This is a genomic window from Sulfurimonas sp. CVO, from assembly GCF_009883775.1.
In the GTDB taxonomy this organism is placed as follows: Bacteria; Campylobacterota; Campylobacteria; order Campylobacterales; family Sulfurimonadaceae; genus Sulfurimonas; species Sulfurimonas xiamenensis.
This window is the reverse complement of record NZ_CP033720.1, coordinates 1,418,128-1,438,757: the sequence shown is the minus strand read 5'-3', so window position 1 is coordinate 1,438,757 and position 20,630 is coordinate 1,418,128. Positions and strand designations below refer to the sequence as shown.

Sequence of the window (20,630 nt, the reverse complement as noted above, 5' to 3'; positions counted from 1 at the left end):
AGATGAGTGAAGATACCATAAGTGCCATTGCAACAGCAAACGGCATAGGCTCCATAGCAATCATCCGCATAAGCGGGGATAGAGCTTTGGACATTGCAAAAAAACTTACCCGCAAACAGGATTTTTCCCCAAGATATGCAACTCTAAGCAGTGTTTATGACTTTAAGGGCGAGCTTATAGATGAATCTATACTCATCTATTTTAAAGCGCCTTTTTCATTTACGGCTGAAGATGTAGTGGAAATTCAGTGTCATGGCGGCTTTATAGTTGCGCAAAGCATACTAAAAGCCACACTAGCTCACGGTGCCAGACTTGCAACTGCGGGTGAGTTTTCCAAAAGAGCTTTCTTTAACGGCAGGATAGATCTCAGTGAAGCAGAAGCGATCGCACAGCTCATAGAGGCAAAAAGCGAAGATGCAGCAAAGATACTAGCACAGCAGATGAAGGGTTCGCTTAAAGAGTATATAGAGAATATCCGCGATGAGATCATCCATATACTCGCCTACTCTGAAGTAAGTATTGACTATGCAGAGGAGGATTTGCCTGAGGATTTGGTAGTACAAATTGAGGCAAAACTAAGAGAACTCAAAAAATCACTCTCCTCAACTCTTCTTGCAAGCAGGGCAAGAGAGGGGCTGATGCAGGGGTTTAAAGTAGCAATCATCGGAAAGCCAAATGTCGGCAAAAGCTCACTCCTAAATGCGCTGCTTAGTTACAACCGCGCGATTGTAAGCGATATAGCGGGAACGACAAGAGACACCATAGAAGAGCAGGTTAAGATAGGCACACACCTTATCCGCATAGTAGATACGGCTGGTATTCGCGAGGCAGGAGATGAGATAGAGCGCATAGGCATAGAGCGTTCACTTGAAGCGATAAACGAGAGTGATATAGTGATCGCTCTTTTTGACGCATCAAGGGAAGCTGACGAAGAGGATAAAAAGATAATCTCGTTATTAGAGTCACATGCCAAAGCCAAAGATGTTTTGTATGTCAAAAACAAGATAGATTTAGAGCCGAAGTTTAAATCTTTGGATATAGAGTTTGACATGGAGCTTAACACAAAAGAGAGTGTTGATGAGTTGATTCAGTCTCTTGAAGATATTATGAACAGAGCAAACTCTTCCGATGAGATGATGCTTATATCGCAAAGACAGATATCAGCCGTAGAAAATACGCTCAAAAACATTGACGAAGCATTTGAGCCGCTTGGAGACCAAGAGCTTGAGATATTCTCGTTCCATCTAAATGAAGCCGTAAAAGAGATGGCGTCAATAACGAGACCTTTTGAGAACGATGAGATGCTTGACAAAATGTTTGGCTCTTTTTGTTTAGGGAAATAATTGAAATACATAGCTATTGATCTTGGCTTAAAAAGAGTAGGTCTGGCGTACAGCGCACACAAAGACCTCGTAACTCCGCTCAAAGCCGTTGAGCGAAAAAACAGAGACCAAGCCGCAAGGGATGTCAAAAAAGTTATTGACGAGTGGGAAGCTGACGCGGTCGTTGTCGGCATACCGATGGGCGGAAGCAGCGAAGATGAGATGAGACGCCGCGTCGCACACTTTATGAACCTTGTCGATTTCAAAGGCGAGATATTTTACCAGGATGAGAGCAACTCTTCAAAAGAGGCGGAAGCGATGATGAAAGGCGAGATAAAGCAGATACGCGACGGGCGCATCGACTCTATCTCTGCTATGATAATCTTGCAGAGGTTTTTAGCTAAAATTAAAACTTCTTCCAAAAGCTAGGTAAAAATATAAGTAAAAATGTAAAGACTTCCAATCTTCCTATAATCATTCCCAGTGACAAAACAAACAGATCCAAGCTGTCGTAAAATCCATAGTTTTGAGCCGGCCCGACTTGAGAAAATCCAGGTCCGATATTTCCTACACATGCAAGTGCGCTTGAGAGAGAGGTCATCATATCGTAGCCGCTCGCATAGAGATAAAAGGTGATTATCGCATTTGTGATAACAAAAAGCAGAATAAATCCGAAAGTCATTGATATAAGCGAGTTTGAAACAGGAGAATTATTTATAAACACTTTTATAATTGCACTGGGGTGAAGTATCTTCTTAAGCTCTACAAAGAGAACTTTTATAGATACAACATATCTTATTATCTTCACACCGCCTGCCGTAGAGCCTCCGTTTCCGCTTGCAAGCATTGCTAAAAATGCAATTGAGACCGCCATCTGTCCCCATGCTTCATAATCAAGAGAAGCAAACCCCGTCGTCGTCATAAGTGCGGCAATATTAAAGCTTGCATGAGTTATAGCCGTAAAAAATGTATCATCACTGCTTTGATATCTAAAGAGACCCATGAATAAGGAGAGCAAAATAAATATGATGATATACCACTTTGTCTCTTCATTTTTATAGCCGCTTAGTTCTCCTCTAAAAGCTTTTAAGTGAGCCAAAAAGGTAATGCCGGAAATAACCATAAAAAATGTAGTGGTCCATAAGATAAACGGACTCTCAAATGCGCCAAAAGAGCTATTTTTTGTAGAAAAACCTCCTGTAGATATGGTGCTAAATGCATGATTTATAGCATCAAAAGTACTCATGCCGCCTAGTTTTAAAAGTATTGCATCGAAAAAAGTTAAGACTATATAGATTCCCCAAAGCATCATGGCGGTATCTTTTATCTTCGGTGTTGATTTGTCAAGCTTTATGCCGCTGGCTTCGGCTTTAAAAAGGGCTAGTGAACCACTGGGGTTAATCAAAGATAAAAGACCCACACCCAAAACTAAAATCCCCATACCGCCAATCCAGTGCATGAGACTTCTAAGGATTAAAATCATGTTAGGCAGACTCTCAATATCCGAGTATATTGTGGCTCCGGTAGTAGTAAAACCGCTAATGGATTCAAAAATAGCCTGCATAAATGTTATATTGCTATAGAGCCATAGGGGAACGGCTCCTGCAAAACCTACTAAAATCCAAATAAGATTAACGCTAAGTATGCCGTCTCTTAAAGAGAGGGTGATATCATGGTTTTTAAGGTATAAAAATATAGTACCATTTAGTAAAAAAAACAAAATATCAAAGAGTAAAAACAGGAATATATCTTCACCGTAATACCATCCTGTAGCAATAGGAAACAAAAAGAAAAGAGCGAGATAAATTCCCACGCTTCCAAGAAGTTTTGCTATGTTTTTTAGAGTTTGTTTATCCACTTTCTTACCTCTTCTCTTTTTTGTGCAAGACAAAAAACTGCTACTATTGCCGGATTTTCAATGGTCTGTTTTTTATGAAAGATATCCAATTGGTTGTTTGATACTATATAGGCGATTGCCCCGTTTATATTTAGCGGATTGATTACTCTTTTGTCATCTCTCAACTCTTTAATAAAGCAGATGCCTGAGCCGCCGCAGAAAAGTTTTTCATTGATAACTGAACTTGAGCCGATGGTCTCCATGATAGAGTAAAAAGCGTTGATTTTAGGACCTCTTACTACTGTAATGCCGAGTGAATGCATAAGATTGTAGTGTTCGATGTCGTTATTTATCGCGATAACTTTTTGTACTCCCTGCTCTTTTGCTTCAATACACTTAATAATATTTTCTTCATCGTTTGTTGTTGAGGCTATGATCATGTCGGCATTTTTTAAACCTTCGTCGTCGTAAAGCCGAAAATCACCATATTTGCTGTTGATAATCGTAACTCTGTTTTGCAATATTTCAGACGCCGTTTTGCATTTTTGTATATCTTTTTCTATGATTTTTATTATTGCTTTTTGTTCAATCAGGGCTTTTGCTATCTCTATACCTAAAATATCTGCTCCGAAAATGGCAACATTTTTGATTTTTTTAGGCATTGTTTTGTTTAAACTTTTAGAAATCTCTTCAATGGCGTTGTCTTCACCGAAAAGATATATCATATCTCCTTTTTTTAGTCTTTCGTCTCCGTTTGGTATATAAAACCTTTTGCCGCTGTCAATCCCGACAACCTTTGCTTTGTCGTTATCTATTTTAAAAACGGAGAGCTCTTGAATATCGCTCTCTATTTTTACAGAGATAAGTTTGTTTGAGGTTTGAGCGAAACTTTTAACATTGTTTGCCATAGGATAGTCAAGAAGCGAAACCAAACTCTTAGCAGTTAAATTGTATGGAAAGACGGCATCTGTTATCCCGATTTTAGCTGCAATGGAGCTTCTTGCAAAAAACTCTTTTTTTAGCCTTATAATCTTTCTTTTTACATCTATTTTTTCCGAAGCTATTATGGATGATATAAGATTTATCTCGTCATTGTCGGTAACTGCAATGAAAATGTCGATACTTCTGTTTTCTAAAGATTTATAACTTTTTGGGTCTTGTACATCTCCGGGTATCGTCAAGACATCTATGCTCTCTTGAAGTTTCTCTAATGCTTGTTCATTTTTGTCCATAATAATGACATTGTTGTTCTCACTTAGCGATTTTGCAAGCCTAAAACCGACTCTTCCCGCACCTGCTATGATAATATCCATCTGTTTTCCCTTTTTTTAGTTGTTGCAGCAAAATCTGTAGCCTATGCCAGATTCCGTCTTTATATAGTTTGGTCTTGTGCTGTTTTGTTCTATCTTTTTTCTTAGTGTGTTGACATAAGTTCTAAGGTACTGCATCTCGTTTTGATATCCTACGCCCCAAACCTCTTTTAAAATCTGTTTGTGTGTAAGTGTTTTATTTGGGTTTAGTAAAAAATATTTTAAAAGTTCGTATTCGATTGGTGTGAGTTTTAGCTGCTCACTTTTGTAAAATATATCTCTTGAAGCGATATCCATCTCAAGTTCGCCGCAAACAATTTTGCTGCAGAAGTCTTCATGGCTTATATCTCTTCTGAGATTTGCTCTGATTCTCGCCAAAAGTTCATTTACCGAAAACGGCTTTGTTATGTAGTCGTCTGCTCCCGCATCAAGGGCTGCAACTATCTCTTTTTCGTCATGTCTTGCACTAAGAACCACAATGGGGAGTTTTGATATCTCTCTTACCTGTTTTATAAACTCTTTTCCATCACCATCAGGCAAGCCGAGGTCGACTATAAGCAGATTGGGACTGTAGCTTAAAAACATCATCATCGCATTTTTTTTATTTTCACATGAGATATGATTAAATTCATACTCTTTAAAAGTAATCTCTAATAATTTTTTCACCGACGGGTCGTCTTCTACTATTTGGATAAGATAATTTTTCATACTAATTTTGCCTTTTTTATTACGGGTAAAGATACCTCTATAAGTATGCCGTCATTTACACTGCTTGCTTTGATGCTTCCTCCGTGAAGATTTACGATACTTTTGCAAATCGAGAGTCCTATGCCGCTTCCCGAAATATCGTTTGTATCTTCAAGGCGATAAAACTTGTCAAAAATGTTTTTGAGTTTTGCTTTGTCGATATGGCTGCTTTGGTTAAATATCTCTATTTTTATAGCATCATTAGCGCTTTTTATTTTTAAAACAACTTTTGTATTGTTTATGGAGTATTTAAAAGCGTTGTCTAAAAGGTTTACGATAAGTTGAGTCAGCAACATGTTGTCGCCCCAGTACAAAGCGATTTCATCTATTTTTATATCCAGCAGTTCATCATTTTGTTTTTGTGAAAAATCTTCCAAATCAACACCGATAATATCTTCAAAATCGCACCAGTCAAGCTTTAGATTTATCTCTCCACCTGAGAGTCTAGCACTGTCGAGCAGATTTGTAATCAATCTTTTCATTCTTAAAGATGCGTAGTTGATATCTTCAAGCAAGTTATTTATGCTGTTTTTATCTAAATTTTGATTTGATAAGATAAGATTTGTCGTGCCATGTATAGTCGAGAGAGGTGTTCTTAGGTCATGTGAGATAATATGCAGTAAACTCTCTCTCAGCTCATTTTGTTTTGTCTGCGTATGTAAATTTTTGGCTTGAACCGTAATAATCCAGCCAACGATTCCAAAAATAATAAAACTCCAAATATAGAGTTCGTTATGAACACTAAAACTGTATAAAGGAGGAATGTAGAGAAAATTAAAAAAGATGACGCTTAAGAGAGTGATAAAAACGGTCGCTTTCATATTACCGTGAATTGCGACTATAACAACAGGGATGATATGGATAAGCCCAATGTTTATAATATCCAGATGTTCGCGAAAAACATGGCTAATGAGGGTTATTACAAAAAGGATTCCGAGTGCTTTAAAGATGTAGCCGTAATTTAAATATTTAAAATTAGAATTTTTCATTATGCATTTGGAAGTTTTATAAGAACTATAACGGTAAGAATTACCAATATGACTATCATTGCGATATCTGCTACTGACATGTTGCTATCTTTGTTTTAATTTATCTAAATTATAGTCTAGATATTATCAATAACTTATCAATAATATTTTAAAAATATCAAAATATTATAAAGACGCATCCGTAGGCAGTATCAAATCTTGTTTATATTTACAAGAATCTTTTTTAAAAGAGTGCCAAAAAGTTCTCTCTCTTTTGGGTCAAAAATTTCAAAATATTTGTTGCACTCTTTTGAAATTTCACTGAGCGCTTTTTGCACAAGCTCTTCGCCGCTCTCACTTAAGTATACGAGCATACATCTTTTGTCGTTTTTGTCGTTTTTTCTATAAACTAAACCTCTTTCTTGAAGTCTTTTTAAAACCTTTGTCATACCGCCGGATGAGAAGATGGTCAAATCATAAAGCTGTGTGGGGGATAAAACTTTGTTGTGTGTGTATAGTGAAGCTAAAACATCCACTTCAGAGTTTAGCAGGTCAAACTTCTCTTTTAAAAAAACTTCTGCATGCGAAACTATAGTCTTTTGAATCAGTGCGATTGGAAAGGTCATTGTAAAAACTTCAGAAAGTTCTTTAGAATCGACTTTTTCATAGAAGTTTGTGATTAAATTGGCATTTACTCTATTTTTTTTCATAGTGTTATTATAGCAAAAATATATCTTTCTAGCAAGACATATTTAAGAGTTCATATGATATTATTCGACAATTAAGTGGTTATAATAAAATTTCAGTACTTAATAAGTTAAATAAAAGGAGAGCAATTGAGACTTTTTATTTCAATACTATGTTTGCCGATTTTTCTTTACGCATATACTTTAGATGAGTTGATAGAGCTATCACACAAAAACAGAGTTGTAGAGTCTGCTTCGCATCTTTTAATCTCAAAAGAGAAAGCGTATGAGAGTACAAAAAGCTCCTATTTGCCAAATATTGAAGTTGGAGCAACTTATCAAAATGTATATGAAGAGACTGCAATGCTTGCAGAAAATTCATTAAAAATTCAGGCAAGTCTAAAATATACTATTTATGACGGCGGTAAAAAAGAGAGTCTATACTCTCAACTTAAGTCTGATATAGACTCAAGCAAGTTGAATATTCAAGCAATAAAAAATACTCTCTCTCTTGATATATCTCGACTTTACTTTGAATATTTATCTTTAAACTCTGATAAAGAGGCAACAAATCAAGAGATAAAGCAGCTAGAAGCAGAACATGCAAGGTTGCAGCTTTTTTATGAAACAGGTTCTGTAACAAAAGATGAACTGGATAAAATTGATTCAAGATTGAAAAATGCAAATGTATTATTGTATGAGATTGAATTAGAGAGTCAAAAAATTCTCCATGCTTTAGAGTATTATACTACACAAAAGATAGATATTATAAATGAAGGCTCAAGTGTTAAACTGATAGATGAAGAAGAAAAATTTCTTAGAGCAGATATTCAAGTGCTTCAAAGAGATGCGGTATCTGTAATGTATGAAGCTAAGAGTAAAAAAAGTGAAAATTTGCCAAGCATCTATTTTGACAATACTTTGAGTTACAGTGACTACTATTTTGATAATAAAATGTTGGAGAGCGACTATTTAGTTGATACTCAAAATATTGCAATGCTTAATATATCATGGAATATTTTTGATTTTGGCACAACAACTAAAAATTATGAATCAAAATTCGAAGAATATTTAAGTAAAAAATCTACATTTGAGTATGAAAAACATAAAGCGGATGTAGAGTATAGACTTGCTAAAAAATCGCTTGAAATTTCAAAACTTAAAGTTGATGCAGCAAAGGCAACATTTGATGCAGCTGCATCAACATATGAATTGGTAAAGTTCAAGTACCAAAACGGAACAATTGACAATGTTGCATATCTTGAAGCATTAAGTGAAAAGTATGATGCAAAAAGAGGATATGAGAGAGCGGTTTGGGATATGGAAATCAAAAAAGCAGAAGTTATTTACTATAGTGGAAAAGATATAAAGGAGTTTTTATAGATGAAAAGTTTAGCATTATCGCTTGTAGTGGTCTCACTACTGTTTGTGGGGTGTAGTGATGAGAAGAGTTCTGTTTCAAATCAGCCGCAAAAGGTTCAAATGCCACCTTTGCCTGTAAAAGCTGAAATGGTAAAATATGAAAAAGTTGATTTTGCAAAGAGTTACTCTGCAATTTTAAAACCTTTTGAGGAAGTTGCTATCTTTGCAAGAGTAATCGGGTTTTTAGAAAAAGAGAATTTCACAGAGGGCGCATTTGTGAAAAAGGGCGATGTACTTTATGAGATACAAAAAGGGGAGTACAAAGCTGCTCTAGATGAAGCAAAAGCGGCTCTTTTAAAAGCAGAAGCAAATTTTAACAAAACTTCAAAAGATTGGAAAAGAGCAGAATATCTTTTTAAAAACAGCGCAATAAGCGAGCAGCAAAGGGATGAGCTTTTATATGCTTATGATGATGCAAAAGCAGAGGTGAAAAAATCAGAAGCTTTAGTTGCAAAGGCAGAACTAAATTATAGTTATACAACTATAAAAGCGCCTATAAGCGGTATTGTAGGTATTAGCAGCAGTGATGAGGGTAACTATATAGATGCTGATTTGCAAAATTCAAACCTTACGACTATTACTGCATTAGATAGGGTTTATGCAGAGTTCTCTCTTCCAAGCAGTGATGTTTTAATGTATGCTTCACAGATTAAAACAGGTTCAGAGGTGACGCTTAAGGCAGGTACAAAAAGTTTCAGCGGTGTAGTAGATTATATAGCTCCAAAGGTTGATTCGCAGACAGATACTCTTCTGATTAGAGCAACATTTCAAAATCCAAACAGAGAGCTTGTTGTAGGTTCTTATGTTGAGGTTAGTATGAAAGGTTTTAGTTATGATAATGTTGCAAAAATCCCGCAAAATTCACTTATAAGAACTCCAGATGCAACCGTTGTTTATGTTATAGACAAGGGAGCTGTTACTATGCGCCCTGTGAATGTACTTCATGTGAAAAATGGTGTAGCTATGATTGAAGGCGGTGTAAAAGAGGGTGACATGATTGCTGCAAGCAATATTGCAAAACTTAGACCAAATAGCAAAGTAACCATTATGGAAGGCAATTAAGATGTTTTCTGCTTTTTTTATTAAAAGACCTATTTTTGCATCGGTAATTGCGATTATTATCGTGCTTGCAGGTGTGATTTCTATGCGCTCACTCCCTATTAGTGAGTACCCAAGAGTCATTCCTCCGCAAATCGTAGTTTCTGCTTCTTACCAGGGAGCAAGTGCAGAGACAATTTCCAAAACGGTTGCAGCACCTCTTGAAGAGCAGATCAACGGTGCCAAAGATATGCTTTACATGAGTTCACTTGCGGCAGACAATGGTTCATTAAGTATAAATATCTTTTTTAAAGTTGGAACAAATCCGGATGATGCAAAGATAGATGTAAACAACCGCGTTCAAGCTGCTCTCTCAAAACTTCCTGATCAAGTTCAAAGACAGGGTGTTCGCGTCAATGAGAAGTCGCCCGATATGCTTCAGGTTATCATCCTCAATTCGCCAAAACAGACAAGAGATGTAACATTTCTCTCTAACTATGCGCTTATGAATGTTGTGGATAGTCTTAAGCGGGTAAAAGGTATCGGCGATGTTGTCATTTTTGGTGCAAAAGATTACTCTATGCGCATTTGGATTGACCCTCTGAAGCTCAAAAAATACTCTCTTACAGTCAACGATCTTGTAGTTGCCGTGCGTGAACAAAATGAGCAGTATGCCGCAGGAAAACTCTCTGCAGAGCCTGTCTCTGGAAGTGAGATGTTTACCTATACAATTGAGACTCCCTCAAGATTTAGCGAGCCTTCGGAGTTTTCAGAGATTGTTATCAGAGCGAACGAGGATGGAAGCGCGCTTAAGCTTAAAGATGTAGCGACTATAGAACTGGGTTCTCAGAGTTACGATATGAAAAACAAGCTCAACAACGCTCCCGCAGTTCCTGTTGCTGTTTTTCTGCAAAGCGGGGCAAATGCGATTGAGACCGCAAAAGAGGTAAGAGAAACTATTGCGACTATTAGCGAGAGTTTTGTGGAAGATGTTGAGTATGTGATTCCTTATGATATTACCGATTTTGTTGAGATATCTATTCAAGAAGTTATTAAAACTTTTATAGAAGCGATTATTTTAGTTATTCTTATTATCTATCTCTTTTTGCAAAACTGGAGAGCTACTCTTATACCTATTTTAGCTGTTCCCGTCTCTATTGTCGGAGCATTTGCCGGGATGTATATGCTTGGATTTAGCATCAATCTCCTAACTCTCTTTGGGCTTGTTTTGGCAATCGGGATAGTTGTTGATGATGCAATTATCGTTATTGAGAATGTCGAGAGACATATAAAAGAGGGTCTCTCTCCGCTTGATGCATCACTAAAAGCTATGAAAGAGGTCTCGGGCGCGCTTGTAGCTATCGTTTTGGTTCTTTCTGCCGTATTTATTCCGGTTGCATTTTTAGGAGGATTAAGCGGCGAGATGTACAGACAATTCGCCGTAACTATCGTTATATCTTTGGCTATTTCAGGGTTTGTTGCACTTACGCTCACGCCTTCATTATGTGCACTTATGTTAAAGTCTACACATAAAGAGCCGAAATATTTCTTTAAATGGTTTAATAATACATTTGATTTTATGACACGAGGTTATACAAGTGCTGTAAAACTAACAATTAGATATACACTTTTGAGCCTACTTCTCTTTGGCGGACTTATCTATATAACATACGATATGTTTGCCAATCTCAAAACAGGGCTTGTTCCATCAGAAGATAAAGGAACAGTATTTGTCTTTAGTTATAACCCTCCTGGGTCATCTCTTAGCAGAACAGATGCGCTTACAAAAGAGATTTACAATATCGCTTCGCAAGATAAAGAGAGCATAAAAAATATTGTGCAGTTTGCGGGAATAGACTTTGTGACATTTGCGCAAAGAACAAATGCGGCAGCTACTATCTTAAAATTGCAGCCTTGGGATGAGAGAACAAGACCCGAGCAACATGCAAATCAAATAGCAGCGCAAGTGAGCAGAAATCTTGGTGCGACAAGCGACGGCTTCTCTTTTGGTGTTGTTCCTCCACCTATCATGGGAATGGGAGTTGCAGGCGGATTTGAGATGTATGTGCAAAATAAAACGGGCACAGATATAAAAGAGCTTCAAAAATATGTCAATGAGATTATACAAAAAGCAAATGCAAGACCTGAGCTTGCAGGGGTAAGAACAACTCTTAATACAGGCGTTCCAAAGTATAAAATTAGCGTTGATACCGCAAAAGCCAAAGCAAAAGGGGTAAATGTAGATGAAATTTACCAAACACTCAACGCTACGCTAGGAAGTTTTTATGTCAATGATTTTAATCTCATGGGCAGAACCTATATGGTAAATATGCAAGCAGATGAGTCTTTTAGAAAAAATCCAGAGGATTTGAACAACATTTTTGTGCGAAGCAAAGATGGTGAAATGCTCCCTCTTAGCTCCTTTGTAACGCTCAAGCAGACAACAAGCGCGGATCTGGTTGAGAGATTTAACCTCTTTTTAGCCGCAAAAGTGGCGGGGCAAAACGCTCTTGGGTACAGTTCTGGAGATGCGCTAAAGGCTATAGAAGAGGTTGCAGATGAGGTGTTGCCTGAGGGGTATGCTATCAGTTGGATTGGTACGGCGTATCAAGAGAAGCAGATAAGCAGTGCCGGAAATCTGGCGTTTGTATTTGGAATTATATTTTTGTACCTTATCTTAGCGGCGCAGTATGAGAGATGGCTGATGCCGATATCTGTTATTTTGGCGGTACCGTTTGGAGTTTTTGGAGCAGTCGTGGCAAATAGCATGAGAGGGCTTGAAAACGATATCTACTTCCAGATAGGTATCCTTGTTTTAGCGGGACTCTCGGCTAAAAATGCGATACTTATCGTGGAGTTTGCTATGCAAAAAAGAGAGCAGGGTATGGAGTTGGCGGAAGCAGTTTTAGAAGCAGCAAAGATTCGTCTGCGACCAATCATCATGACATCACTCGCATTCACACTTGGAGTTATCCCTCTTGCAATCAGCAGCGGAGCAGGAGCGGCAAGCAGACATTCCATCGGTACGGGAGTTGTCGGAGGAATGTTAGCCGCAACATTCTTAGCTATCGTGTTTATACCGCTCTTTTATATTCTTGTCTCAAAAATTGGCAAAAAAAAGAGCAACTAAAAAAAGTAGAAGCTAAAGAGCCTTAAAAAACTCTGCGGCTTCAAGTTCATCATCGCTTAGATTATCTGGTGCAAAATCTTCATCTTCGGACATAACTCTTTTAACCTCTTTTTGACAGTAATCAAACATAACATCTTTTGCATGCGTTAAATTATCAACAAAGCCAAGCCCGCTGAATTGATAAGGTTCCTCTTGTTCTATACAGATAAGAGTGCCGTCACATTTCTCTTCAATTACTTCGACTAAAGCTCTGTATTTTATATTAAACTCTGTAGCATGCCATCCTATCTCTTCCATCTCTTTGGTGCTAAACTCATCAACACCGTCTGCAGTCGTATCATCATAGGTAGCTCTGAGTTTATTAAACTCTATAATCTCTTGCCAGTTTGCAAAAGCTTTTATAAGAACTCTCTCGTTATCTTCTAAAACCTGATAGTTTTTGCCAAGAGCAGCTTCTAGAAGAGTGTTTGCTTCAACTCTACCGGCGTAAATCAGTATATCTTGTGCATCAAATGGTTCATAACATATCTTTCCATCGATTCTGATTCCAAATTTTTTGTCTGAGTTTATAGCTTCTTGCAAACTCTTTTTATCTGCAGTTATGATCTCTTTGAAAAGATTAAATTTTTTCATAAATATTCCTCTATTTTTGCCGATATTATAAAAGTTTTTGCTTTATTTTAGTATAATGCGAAAAAATTATTAAGCATTTAAGCTTAATATAACATCAAGGAAAAACAATGGCATTAAATGTTTACTACGACAAAGATTGTAATATCGAACTCATCAAAAGCAAAAAAGTTGCAATGATAGGATTTGGTTCTCAAGGTCACGCGCATGCGGAAAACTTAAGAGACAGTGGTGTTGAAGTAGTTGTTGGTTTGCGTAATGGTGGTTCTTCATGGGCTAAAGCTGAAGCTAAAAATTTTAAAGTAATGAGTGTTGCTGAAGCTTCTGCTTATGCTGATGTTGTAATGATTCTTTTACCTGATGAAAATCAATCAGAGATATACAAAAATGAGATCGAGCCAAACCTAAAGCAGGGCGCGACTATTGCATTTGGACACGGTTTTAACATTCACTATGGAAGAATTCATCCAAGAGCCGACATCAATGTTACTATGATCGCTCCAAAAGCACCGGGTCACACTGTTAGAAGCGAGTTTGTAAGAGGTGGCGGTATTCCGGATTTGATCGCTGTAGGTCAAAACCCGAGCGGAACAACAAAAGAGTTGGCACTTTCATATGCATCAGCTATCGGCGGCGGTAGAACTGCAATCATCGAGACGACTTTTAAAGATGAGACTGAGACTGACCTTTTCGGAGAGCAGGCTGTTCTTTGCGGTGGTGCAGCATCACTTGTTCAAGCAGGTTTTGAAACTCTGACTGAAGCTGGATACGCTCCTGAACTTGCATATTTTGAGTGTCTTCATGAGTTAAAACTTATCGTAGACTTGATGTTTGAGGGTGGAATCGCAGATATGAGATATTCGATTTCAAATACTGCAGAGTACGGCGACTATGTTTCAGGAAAGCGTGTTATCAATGCTGAAAGTAAAGCTGCTATGAAAGAGATACTAAAAGAGATTCAAGATGGTAGATTTGCAAAAGACTTTATCCTTGAGGGTCAAGCAGGCTATCCAAGAATGAACGCTGAGCGTGCAAATGCAAGAGCTTCTTTAATTGAGCAGACAGGTGTTAAGTTAAGAGGCATGATGCCGTGGATATCGAAAAATAAAATAGTAGATACAACTAAAAACTAATCTTTTTAATTTCTAGTACCCCTCTTATGCTTTAGCAACGGGGGTATTGGCATTTAGTGCCAGTCACTCATCTTCGGGTGATGTGCTCGGTCACTTACATATGTAAGCTCTCTCCCACAAACATCCAAATCTAAGCACTATAAATCAAAATCTTTAGTTTTTATTATAGTAATTGTTGTGCTCTAATAAGCGTCGAGAGCAAAACAGCGCCTTTGTCCACATGCGAACTCTTCATTTTCAGTTCGCTTGTCAGAAGCAGTTCATGTAGTTTGTAGTAAGTTTGTGGCTTTATCTTTATCGACATTGATGCTTTTGCATCGACAACAAATTTTGGAGCTGGATATCCAAGTATTTCTAGAGCATTTGGAGCGCCGTTTACTCGTATGTAGATATGAAACATGTAAAGTTGTGTGATATAAGATGTAATGGCTGTTAATATTCTTATCTCATCCTCTCCATGTTCTAACATACTTTCAAGATCTGCTTTAAAATCTTTTTTATTTAGTATCTTGTTTATAAAACTCTCAATATTGACTTCGGCTAACCCAAAAACAAGGTTGTCTACATCTTTTGTTGTTATTGCTCTGTCATAAATTTTTAGCTTATCTATCTCATTGCATGCAAGTGCTACATCCCAGTTGTGGATTGAGAGAAGATGGCTTATGGATTGGTTGTCTATATTTACTTTTTTTTCACGGGCTACCTGTGATACCGTAAAAATAGCTTCACCCTGATTTGGATGGAAAAAGCGCACACACATGGTTTTTGTTTTTGCTGGAGCTTTTGCATATGTTTTATGATCATCCCCATAGTAAGCATATACAAAAATATTTTCTTTGTTTTTTTCACAAGACTCAATGAGCGTTTCAAGCTCTTTTTTTGGTATCTTTTTCTCGCTTTTTATTATGAGAACATTTCTATCGCCAAAGAGAGAAGCTTGTGATAGATGCGCTTTTGCAGGTTTAAAACTATACTCGTCATGGTAAAACTTTGCAACAGAAGCATCGGGCACATTTGTGAGTATTTGAGTATATCTGTCGATTAAAAAAGTGCTCTCTCCAAAAAGTATAAAACTGTTTGAAATGGAGGCGTTTTGAATATGTTTGTCTAGTTCGCTTTTGTACAAATCAGCTTTCTCTCTCTATTCGTTCAATAACGCTTGCATAGATTTTTGCTTTGGCAATATCTGCTTTGTCGATTCTTACTTTTACATCTTCAAATAGTTGAGCATCGAGTCCATGATTGATAAGAAATCTTGCCCCCTGAATCTCATCATGAAGTTCTGCTTTTAGATACGGATCTGTAGAGGTTATTCTTGCTTTAAAGATGCCGCCGATATTCTCATTTGCCCAACGGGTGAATTTTCTTGCCATAAACTCATTTTCAACCGTTGAAGCTTCTCTCTCTTTTTCACTCACACTTATGCAGAGTGACTCTATGTTTCTAAGAACATAAGAGCTCTCCTCTTTGTCGCCTCTGGCAATTGCTTTTAAGAGTCTGTGAACGATCAGGTCCGAGTATCTTCTGATGGGTGAAGTAAAGTGCGTATACTCGTCAAAACCGAGTCCGAAATGCCCGACATTAAAGGGTGCATACCTTGCCTGCATCTGAGATTGGATAATAAGTGTGTCGACTTCGCTTGAGAGACCCATCTCCTCAGCTTGATTTTGTATCTGTGTAATCGTATCTTTAATGGATGCTTTAATATCTACATATATACCGATTCCAGCAAGTTCTTGATAGAGATTTTGCAGTTTGGCCTGAGTTGGCGGTTCATGTATACGAAAGATCCCTTTTTTAAATCTTTTTGCTGCTTCTTTGTTTGCAAGAAGCATACAATCCTCTATAAGAGCATGTGATGGAGTTTCTTCTGCATAAGTTGTATGTGTAATGTTTGAGTTTTCATCTATAAACATCTCAAGCTCATTTGAGCGAAAATTGTAACCCACTTCAAGTCTTTTTTCTTTAAGTCTGTCCGTTATGACTTTGAGTTTGGAAATGTATTCAAAAATCTCTTTTTCAGACTCATTTTGCGCTTCAAGTCTTCCCTCTAAAAAATCGTCGATCTCTTCATAGTTAAATCTTCTCTGCGAGTGGATTATTGCTTCGTAAACTTTTGATCTCTCTACTTCAAGCGAATCAAGGTTTAGTTTAATCTCAAAAACATAAGAGAGTCTATCGATATGCGGCTGCAAAGAACAAAGTGTCTCACTTAGCTGCCTTGGTAGCATCGGGATGGAGCGGTGCGGAAGGTAGATAGAGAAGCTTCTGTAGATAGCTTCGTTGTCTATTGCGCCAAAAGGGGTTACATATTCGCTCACATCTGCTATGGCGACATAAAGCGTGGAGTTCTTGTCATCCCAGCATATTGCATCGTCGAAATCTTTTGCGGTTACAGGGTCGATTGTGCAAAATGGAAGTTCTCTTAAATCTGTTCTTGAAGAGTATTTTAAAGCATCTACCTCTTCAAAAGATGAGGCAAGCTTCAGTACTTCAGGCTCGAATTCGTCATGTTTGTTAAATTGTGCAAGGACGATTTTTTCATCAACAAGCGGGTCTTTAATGTTGCCAAGATGTTCCATAATTGTAAAGTTTTGATTGTCGATTTTAAAAATATCTCCGTAATCATATAAATCTAACTCTTCTTGCGATATTTCAACTCCTGTTGGATATTCAGTTTTTAAATCTACTAAAGATTTTCGCCCATCACTTGAGATGATATATGCGACACTGTAAGTCTGTGCTCTGCCTAAAACTTCAACAACTTTAGCGCTGGGAGTGCCTCTTTTGCCAAGCAGTCTTTGTACGATTACAAGATCTCCCTCTTTTGCATTCGCTAAATCACCTTCACCCATAAAAAGATCGCGAACATACTCTCCTATAACATTGAGATATGCAGTGTCATGTTGAATAATGCCCACTGTTCCTGCGCGGTATTTCGAGTTGAATTTGTATATATTCTCTTTTTTTGTAATATACTTTTTAATTAAAAAATCATTTATATGCTCTTCTTCTTCTGAAGTAACATCTTGCTCACTTAAACCGGTTGTTAGTTTTATTAAAAGGGATTTCATCATAATAGTTAAATATTCTCCACTATTTTATTAAAATTTTTACATCTAAAAATTGTTTTTTTTATTTTATTCTTAATATTTTAAATATATAAATTAAATCGATAATACATATTTGTTCATAAAAAAATACTGAATATTTACAAATAGTTGATATTATTTTCTTATATTTTTAGAAAAAAAGGGAAAAAAATGCAAAAAGAAGCAATGCTTACACAGCTTGGTTATGCACCGAATGATGCTTTAGTTCAACAACTTCAAAGAATTGAAAAAAATACAGTAGGTTATGAGAAAATACAGAAACATATTATGGATTTACATGATCATTTAAAAGTTGATGACTCTTATGTTGCTTTGTCAAATTCAAATGATTTTTTTAAAATAAAAGTTGATTCTCCAAATCCTGAAATGGCACAAGAAGCACACGAAAAAATTAAACATTTTAGTGATAAATATAAAGTAAAAATCAATAAATTAGAAAATAAAAATACCTACTATATAGTAGGATTTGATCAATAGGCACATTAAAATTGCAAGAGCCGATGAGCATTCAAGGATATGATCTTCTCGTGGAAGAGTTTAAGTTTTTACTTGAAGTTGAAAAACCTAAAGTTGCGCAGGAAAAATTAGTTGCCGCAGCTTTAGGAGACAGAAGTGAAAATGCTGATTATCAGGCAGCAAAAGAGAAGCTTCGTCATATTGACAAAAGACTTTTTTATCTAAACAAAATGATAGAAAAGTCTCAAATTATAGATCCCTCAAAACATTCACATGAAAAAGTGACTTTTGGAAGTAGCGTAAAGATTTTAAATATTAAAACTGATGAAGAGGAAACATATACAATTTGCGGTGTTTTAGAATCAGAACCCCAAAATGGTCTTATTTCCATACATTCACCTCTTGCCCGTGCTATGATCGGCAAAAAAGTAGAAGATGAGTTTAAAATACAGCTTCCAAATGAAAAAAAAGAGTATGAGATATTAGAAATTTATTATAAAAATATTTTCTCACTTAAAAAAAATATTCGAACAAAATCTGATTTTTCTTTTCATTAAATTTTTTTCACTAACTATTTTAGATATAATCTCTCTTTAAAAACCAAATTTTTAGGATTTCCAGTGAGCCAACAACTAGAAAATATTGAAAAAGTACTTGCTTCGCATAAACTTTCAAGTGAAGATTACACACATATTAAACAAATTTTAGGGCGTGAACCGAACTTGGTAGAGATAGGGATCTTTTCTGCAATGTGGAGTGAGCACTGTAGTTATAAATCATCAAAAGTTCATTTAAGCGGTTTTCCGACCAAAGCTCCATGGGTTATTCAGGGTCCGGGCGAAAATGCCGGAGTTATCGATATCGGCGATGGTTATGCTGCTGTATTTAAGATGGAGTCACACAACCACCCAAGTTTTATTGAACCATACCAAGGTGCTGCGACTGGCGTAGGCGGAATTATGCGTGATGTTTTTACAATGGGAGCTCGTCCTGTTGCAAATCTTAATGCTCTTAGATTTGGCAATATTTTAAACGATGATGACATCTCTAAACATCAGAGATATTTGGTTCGCGGTGTAGTTGAAGGAATCGGCGGTTACGGAAACTGTATGGGTGTTCCTACAATTGGCGGAGAAACAAGCTTTGATGAGTGCTATAACGGAAATATTTTAGTAAATGCATTTACTTTAGGTATAGCAAAATCAGATGAGATTTTTTATGGTCGCGCAGACGGCATAGGAAATCCTGTAATGTATGTTGGTGCAAAAACCGGTCGTGATGGGCTTGGCGGAGCCGTAATGAGTTCTGACAGTTTTACCGAGGAGAGTAAATCTCTTCGCCCGACTGTTCAGGTGGGTGATCCTTTTACAGAAAAACTTTTACTTGAAGCGTGTTTAGAGCTTTTTAAAACAGACCATGTCGTAGGTATCCAAGATATGGGAGCGGCAGGGCTTACATCTTCATCTTTTGAGATGGCGGGACGCAGCGGCAGCGGTATGATAATGCATCTTGATCGTGTGCCTGCCCGTGAAGAGGGGATGACTCCTTATGACTTTATGCTAAGTGAATCACAGGAACGAATGCTTCTTTGTGCGAAAAAAGGGAGTGAAGCCGAGATTATTAAAATTTTTGAGAAGTGGGACTTAGATGCAGCGGTAATCGGCGAAGTAACCGGAACTGGCAATATGGAACTTTTCTGGCATGGAGAGAGAGTTGCAGAGGTTCCGGTTAATCCCGTAAGTGAAGAAGCACCTGTTCTTAATCGTCCTATGGTGCGCCCTGCATATTTGGATAAAATCGGCGATGTGACTATTGATGATTTTGAGAGTGTTACAAATCAAGAGGCGTTTGAGAAGCTTATAAAATCTATGGAAGTGGTTGATAAATCGTGGATTTATACGCAGTATGACTCAATGGTGCAGACAAACACTATAAAAAAAGGCGGCATGCTTGACGCTTCTGTTATTCGCGTAAAAGAGAATGGCAAAGCTCTTGCTATGTCAGCTGATTGTAATGTGCGCTACTGCTATATAGACCCAAAAGGCGGAGCAGCTGCAGCTGTAATCGAGAGCGGGCGCAATGTTGCCATGAGCGGTGCGAGACCCTTGGCTATTACTGATTGTCTAAACTACGGTAATCCTGAAAATCCTGAAGTTATGTGGCAGTTTAGCGAAGGGTGTTTAGGTATTAAAGAGGCGTGTGCAGAACTTATGACACCGGTAATAGGCGGGAATGTTTCACTCTATAATGAGACAAATGGCGTATCTGTTTTTCCGACTCCATCTATTGCAACTGTTGGTGTAAATGATAATCAAAATAAAGTTTTGATGTCAAGTTTTCAAAAAGAGGGAAATACTCTTTATTTAATAGGTGAAACTAAAAGTGAATTTGGCGGCTCTCTTTATATGAAAGAGATGTACAAAACGGTTGCAGGTAAACTTCCTGAGATTGATTATGAAAAAGAGTTGGCTCTTTGGGATTTAGTAATAGAGGCAAATAAAAAAGGTATTTTAGAGTGTGCAAAAGATGCAAGCAGCGGGGGTGTTGCTATAGCACTTGCTAAAATGGCGGCTACTAGCGGACTTGGATGCAGCGTTAGAATGTCTGTAAATGATGAAAGAGATATCTTTGCAGAAAGTATGAGTCGTGCTATTATTGAAGTAAAACAGGAAAATTGTGCATCTTTTGAGTCAATGGTTGGAGATTTTGTATATCAAAAGATTGGTGTAGTTGGTGGAGATAAAATCAAAATCAATAATGTTGCAATGGATATGAATCTATTAAAAGACAACTATTTTAATACATTTAAAAAAGTTATAGAAAGGGATTTATAATCTC

The 20,630-nt window shown here is 37.1% G+C and carries 17 protein-coding genes; 9 read left to right on the top strand and 8 right to left on the bottom strand.

Going from position 1 to position 20,630, the window contains the following annotated elements:
• The first annotated feature begins 2 nt into the window (after positions 1-2).
• Together mnmE and ruvX are read left to right on the top strand one after the other, a co-directional pair.
• Entirely contained in the window at positions 3-1,343 is a 1,341-nt protein-coding gene (gene mnmE, locus CVO_RS07205) for a tRNA uridine-5-carboxymethylaminomethyl(34) synthesis GTPase MnmE (protein WP_159571212.1), read from the top strand.
• A complete protein-coding gene (ruvX, locus tag CVO_RS07200; protein ID WP_159571209.1) occupies positions 1,344-1,751 on the top strand; it encodes a Holliday junction resolvase RuvX in 408 nt (135 codons plus the stop codon).
• On the opposite strand, the gene CVO_RS07195 is transcribed toward ruvX, so the two are convergent.
• The 5 genes from CVO_RS07195 to CVO_RS07175 form a co-directional block, all read right to left on the bottom strand.
• Positions 1,729-3,180 (bottom strand): TrkH family potassium uptake protein, encoded by a 1,452-nt coding sequence (locus CVO_RS07195; RefSeq protein WP_159571205.1) that lies wholly within the window; start codon positions 3,178-3,180, stop codon positions 1,729-1,731. The two genes, ruvX and CVO_RS07195, sit on opposite strands and share 23 nt — an antisense overlap.
• Positions 3,162-4,472 (bottom strand): NAD-binding protein, encoded by a 1,311-nt coding sequence (locus CVO_RS07190; RefSeq protein WP_159571202.1) that lies wholly within the window; start codon positions 4,470-4,472, stop codon positions 3,162-3,164. The genes CVO_RS07195 and CVO_RS07190 overlap by 19 nt, the downstream gene beginning before the upstream one ends.
• Before the next feature lie 15 nt (positions 4,473-4,487).
• On the bottom strand, positions 4,488-5,177 hold the full coding sequence (locus CVO_RS07185; RefSeq protein WP_159571199.1) for a response regulator: 690 nt from the start codon (positions 5,175-5,177) through the stop codon (positions 4,488-4,490).
• A complete protein-coding gene (locus CVO_RS07180; RefSeq protein ID WP_159571196.1) occupies positions 5,174-6,205 on the bottom strand; it encodes a sensor histidine kinase in 1,032 nt (343 codons plus the stop codon). Before CVO_RS07180 ends, CVO_RS07185 begins: the two co-directional genes overlap by 4 nt.
• 191 nt (positions 6,206-6,396) lie before the next feature.
• Complete coding sequence (locus CVO_RS07175) at positions 6,397-6,894, bottom strand: MarR family winged helix-turn-helix transcriptional regulator (protein WP_159571193.1); 498 nt, start codon at positions 6,892-6,894, stop codon at positions 6,397-6,399.
• Between the two features lie 126 nt (positions 6,895-7,020).
• Here CVO_RS07175 and CVO_RS07170 point away from each other — a divergent pair, with 126 nt between their 5' ends.
• Genes CVO_RS07170 through CVO_RS07160 form a run of 3 tightly spaced genes read left to right on the top strand, consistent with a single transcriptional unit; the run spans position 7,021 to position 12,460 of the window.
• Positions 7,021-8,253, top strand: coding sequence for a TolC family protein (locus CVO_RS07170; protein ID WP_159571190.1), 1,233 nt, complete (start codon positions 7,021-7,023; stop codon positions 8,251-8,253).
• The gene (locus CVO_RS07165; RefSeq protein ID WP_159571187.1) at positions 8,254-9,354 is read left to right on the top strand and encodes an efflux RND transporter periplasmic adaptor subunit; all 1,101 of its coding nucleotides are present in this window, start codon (positions 8,254-8,256) and stop codon (positions 9,352-9,354) included. It begins immediately after the preceding gene.
• 1 nt (position 9,355) lies between these two features.
• Positions 9,356-12,460: an efflux RND transporter permease subunit gene (locus CVO_RS07160; protein ID WP_159571185.1), complete on the top strand. Its 3,105-nt coding sequence runs from the start codon at positions 9,356-9,358 to the stop codon at positions 12,458-12,460.
• A 12-nt stretch (positions 12,461-12,472) separates the two neighbouring features.
• On the opposite strand, the gene CVO_RS07155 is transcribed toward CVO_RS07160, so the two are convergent.
• Positions 12,473-13,093, bottom strand: coding sequence for a hypothetical protein (locus CVO_RS07155; protein WP_152298858.1), 621 nt, complete (start codon positions 13,091-13,093; stop codon positions 12,473-12,475).
• 107 nt (positions 13,094-13,200) lie between these two features.
• Between CVO_RS07155 and ilvC the strand changes: the two genes are divergently transcribed.
• A complete protein-coding gene (gene ilvC, locus CVO_RS07150) occupies positions 13,201-14,223 on the top strand; it encodes a ketol-acid reductoisomerase (protein WP_152298859.1) in 1,023 nt (340 codons plus the stop codon).
• Positions 14,224-14,386: 163 nt separating this feature from the next.
• Here ilvC and holA read toward each other — a convergent pair whose 3' ends face one another.
• Both holA and CVO_RS07140 read right to left on the bottom strand, forming a co-directional pair.
• Complete coding sequence (gene holA, locus CVO_RS07145; RefSeq protein WP_152298860.1) at positions 14,387-15,349, bottom strand: DNA polymerase III subunit delta; 963 nt, start codon at positions 15,347-15,349, stop codon at positions 14,387-14,389.
• A gap of 1 nt (position 15,350) precedes the next feature.
• Entirely contained in the window at positions 15,351-17,300 is a 1,950-nt protein-coding gene (locus CVO_RS07140) for an RNB domain-containing ribonuclease (protein WP_241690950.1), read from the bottom strand.
• Between the two features lie 186 nt (positions 17,301-17,486).
• Between CVO_RS07140 and CVO_RS07135 the strand changes: the two genes are divergently transcribed.
• The 3 genes from CVO_RS07135 to purL all read left to right on the top strand — a co-directional run bounded on the left by CVO_RS07135 (position 17,487) and on the right by purL (position 20,626).
• On the top strand, positions 17,487-17,813 hold the full coding sequence (locus CVO_RS07135; RefSeq protein WP_152298861.1) for a hypothetical protein: 327 nt from the start codon (positions 17,487-17,489) through the stop codon (positions 17,811-17,813).
• A 23-nt stretch (positions 17,814-17,836) separates the two neighbouring features.
• Positions 17,837-18,349, top strand: coding sequence for a transcription elongation factor GreA (gene greA / locus CVO_RS07130; protein ID WP_188093933.1), 513 nt, complete (start codon positions 17,837-17,839; stop codon positions 18,347-18,349).
• Positions 18,350-18,412: 63 nt separating this feature from the next.
• Positions 18,413-20,626, top strand: coding sequence for a phosphoribosylformylglycinamidine synthase subunit PurL (purL, locus tag CVO_RS07125; RefSeq protein WP_159571181.1), 2,214 nt, complete (start codon positions 18,413-18,415; stop codon positions 20,624-20,626).
• Positions 20,627-20,630 lie beyond the last annotated feature (4 nt).

Coding starts and splice junctions, on each gene's coding strand:
- mnmE (WP_159571212.1), top strand. CDS start 3: ATGAGTGAAGATACCATAAGTGCCATTGCAACAGCAAACGGCATAGGC.
- CVO_RS07190 (WP_159571202.1), bottom strand. CDS start 4,472: ATGGATATTATCATAGCAGGTGCGGGAAGAGTCGGTTTTAGGCTTGCA.
- CVO_RS07185 (WP_159571199.1), bottom strand. CDS start 5,177: ATGAAAAATTATCTTATCCAAATAGTAGAAGACGACCCGTCGGTGAAA.
- CVO_RS07180 (WP_159571196.1), bottom strand. CDS start 6,205: ATGAAAAATTCTAATTTTAAATATTTAAATTACGGCTACATCTTTAAA.
- CVO_RS07175 (WP_159571193.1), bottom strand. CDS start 6,894: ATGAAAAAAAATAGAGTAAATGCCAATTTAATCACAAACTTCTATGAA.
- CVO_RS07165 (WP_159571187.1), top strand. CDS start 8,254: ATGAAAAGTTTAGCATTATCGCTTGTAGTGGTCTCACTACTGTTTGTG.
- CVO_RS07160 (WP_159571185.1), top strand. CDS start 9,356: ATGTTTTCTGCTTTTTTTATTAAAAGACCTATTTTTGCATCGGTAATT.
- CVO_RS07155 (WP_152298858.1), bottom strand. CDS start 13,093: ATGAAAAAATTTAATCTTTTCAAAGAGATCATAACTGCAGATAAAAAG.
- ilvC (WP_152298859.1), top strand. CDS start 13,201: ATGGCATTAAATGTTTACTACGACAAAGATTGTAATATCGAACTCATC.
- CVO_RS07140 (WP_241690950.1), bottom strand. CDS start 17,300: ATGATGAAATCCCTTTTAATAAAACTAACAACCGGTTTAAGTGAGCAA.
- CVO_RS07135 (WP_152298861.1), top strand. CDS start 17,487: ATGCAAAAAGAAGCAATGCTTACACAGCTTGGTTATGCACCGAATGAT.
- greA (WP_188093933.1), top strand. CDS start 17,837: ATGAGCATTCAAGGATATGATCTTCTCGTGGAAGAGTTTAAGTTTTTA.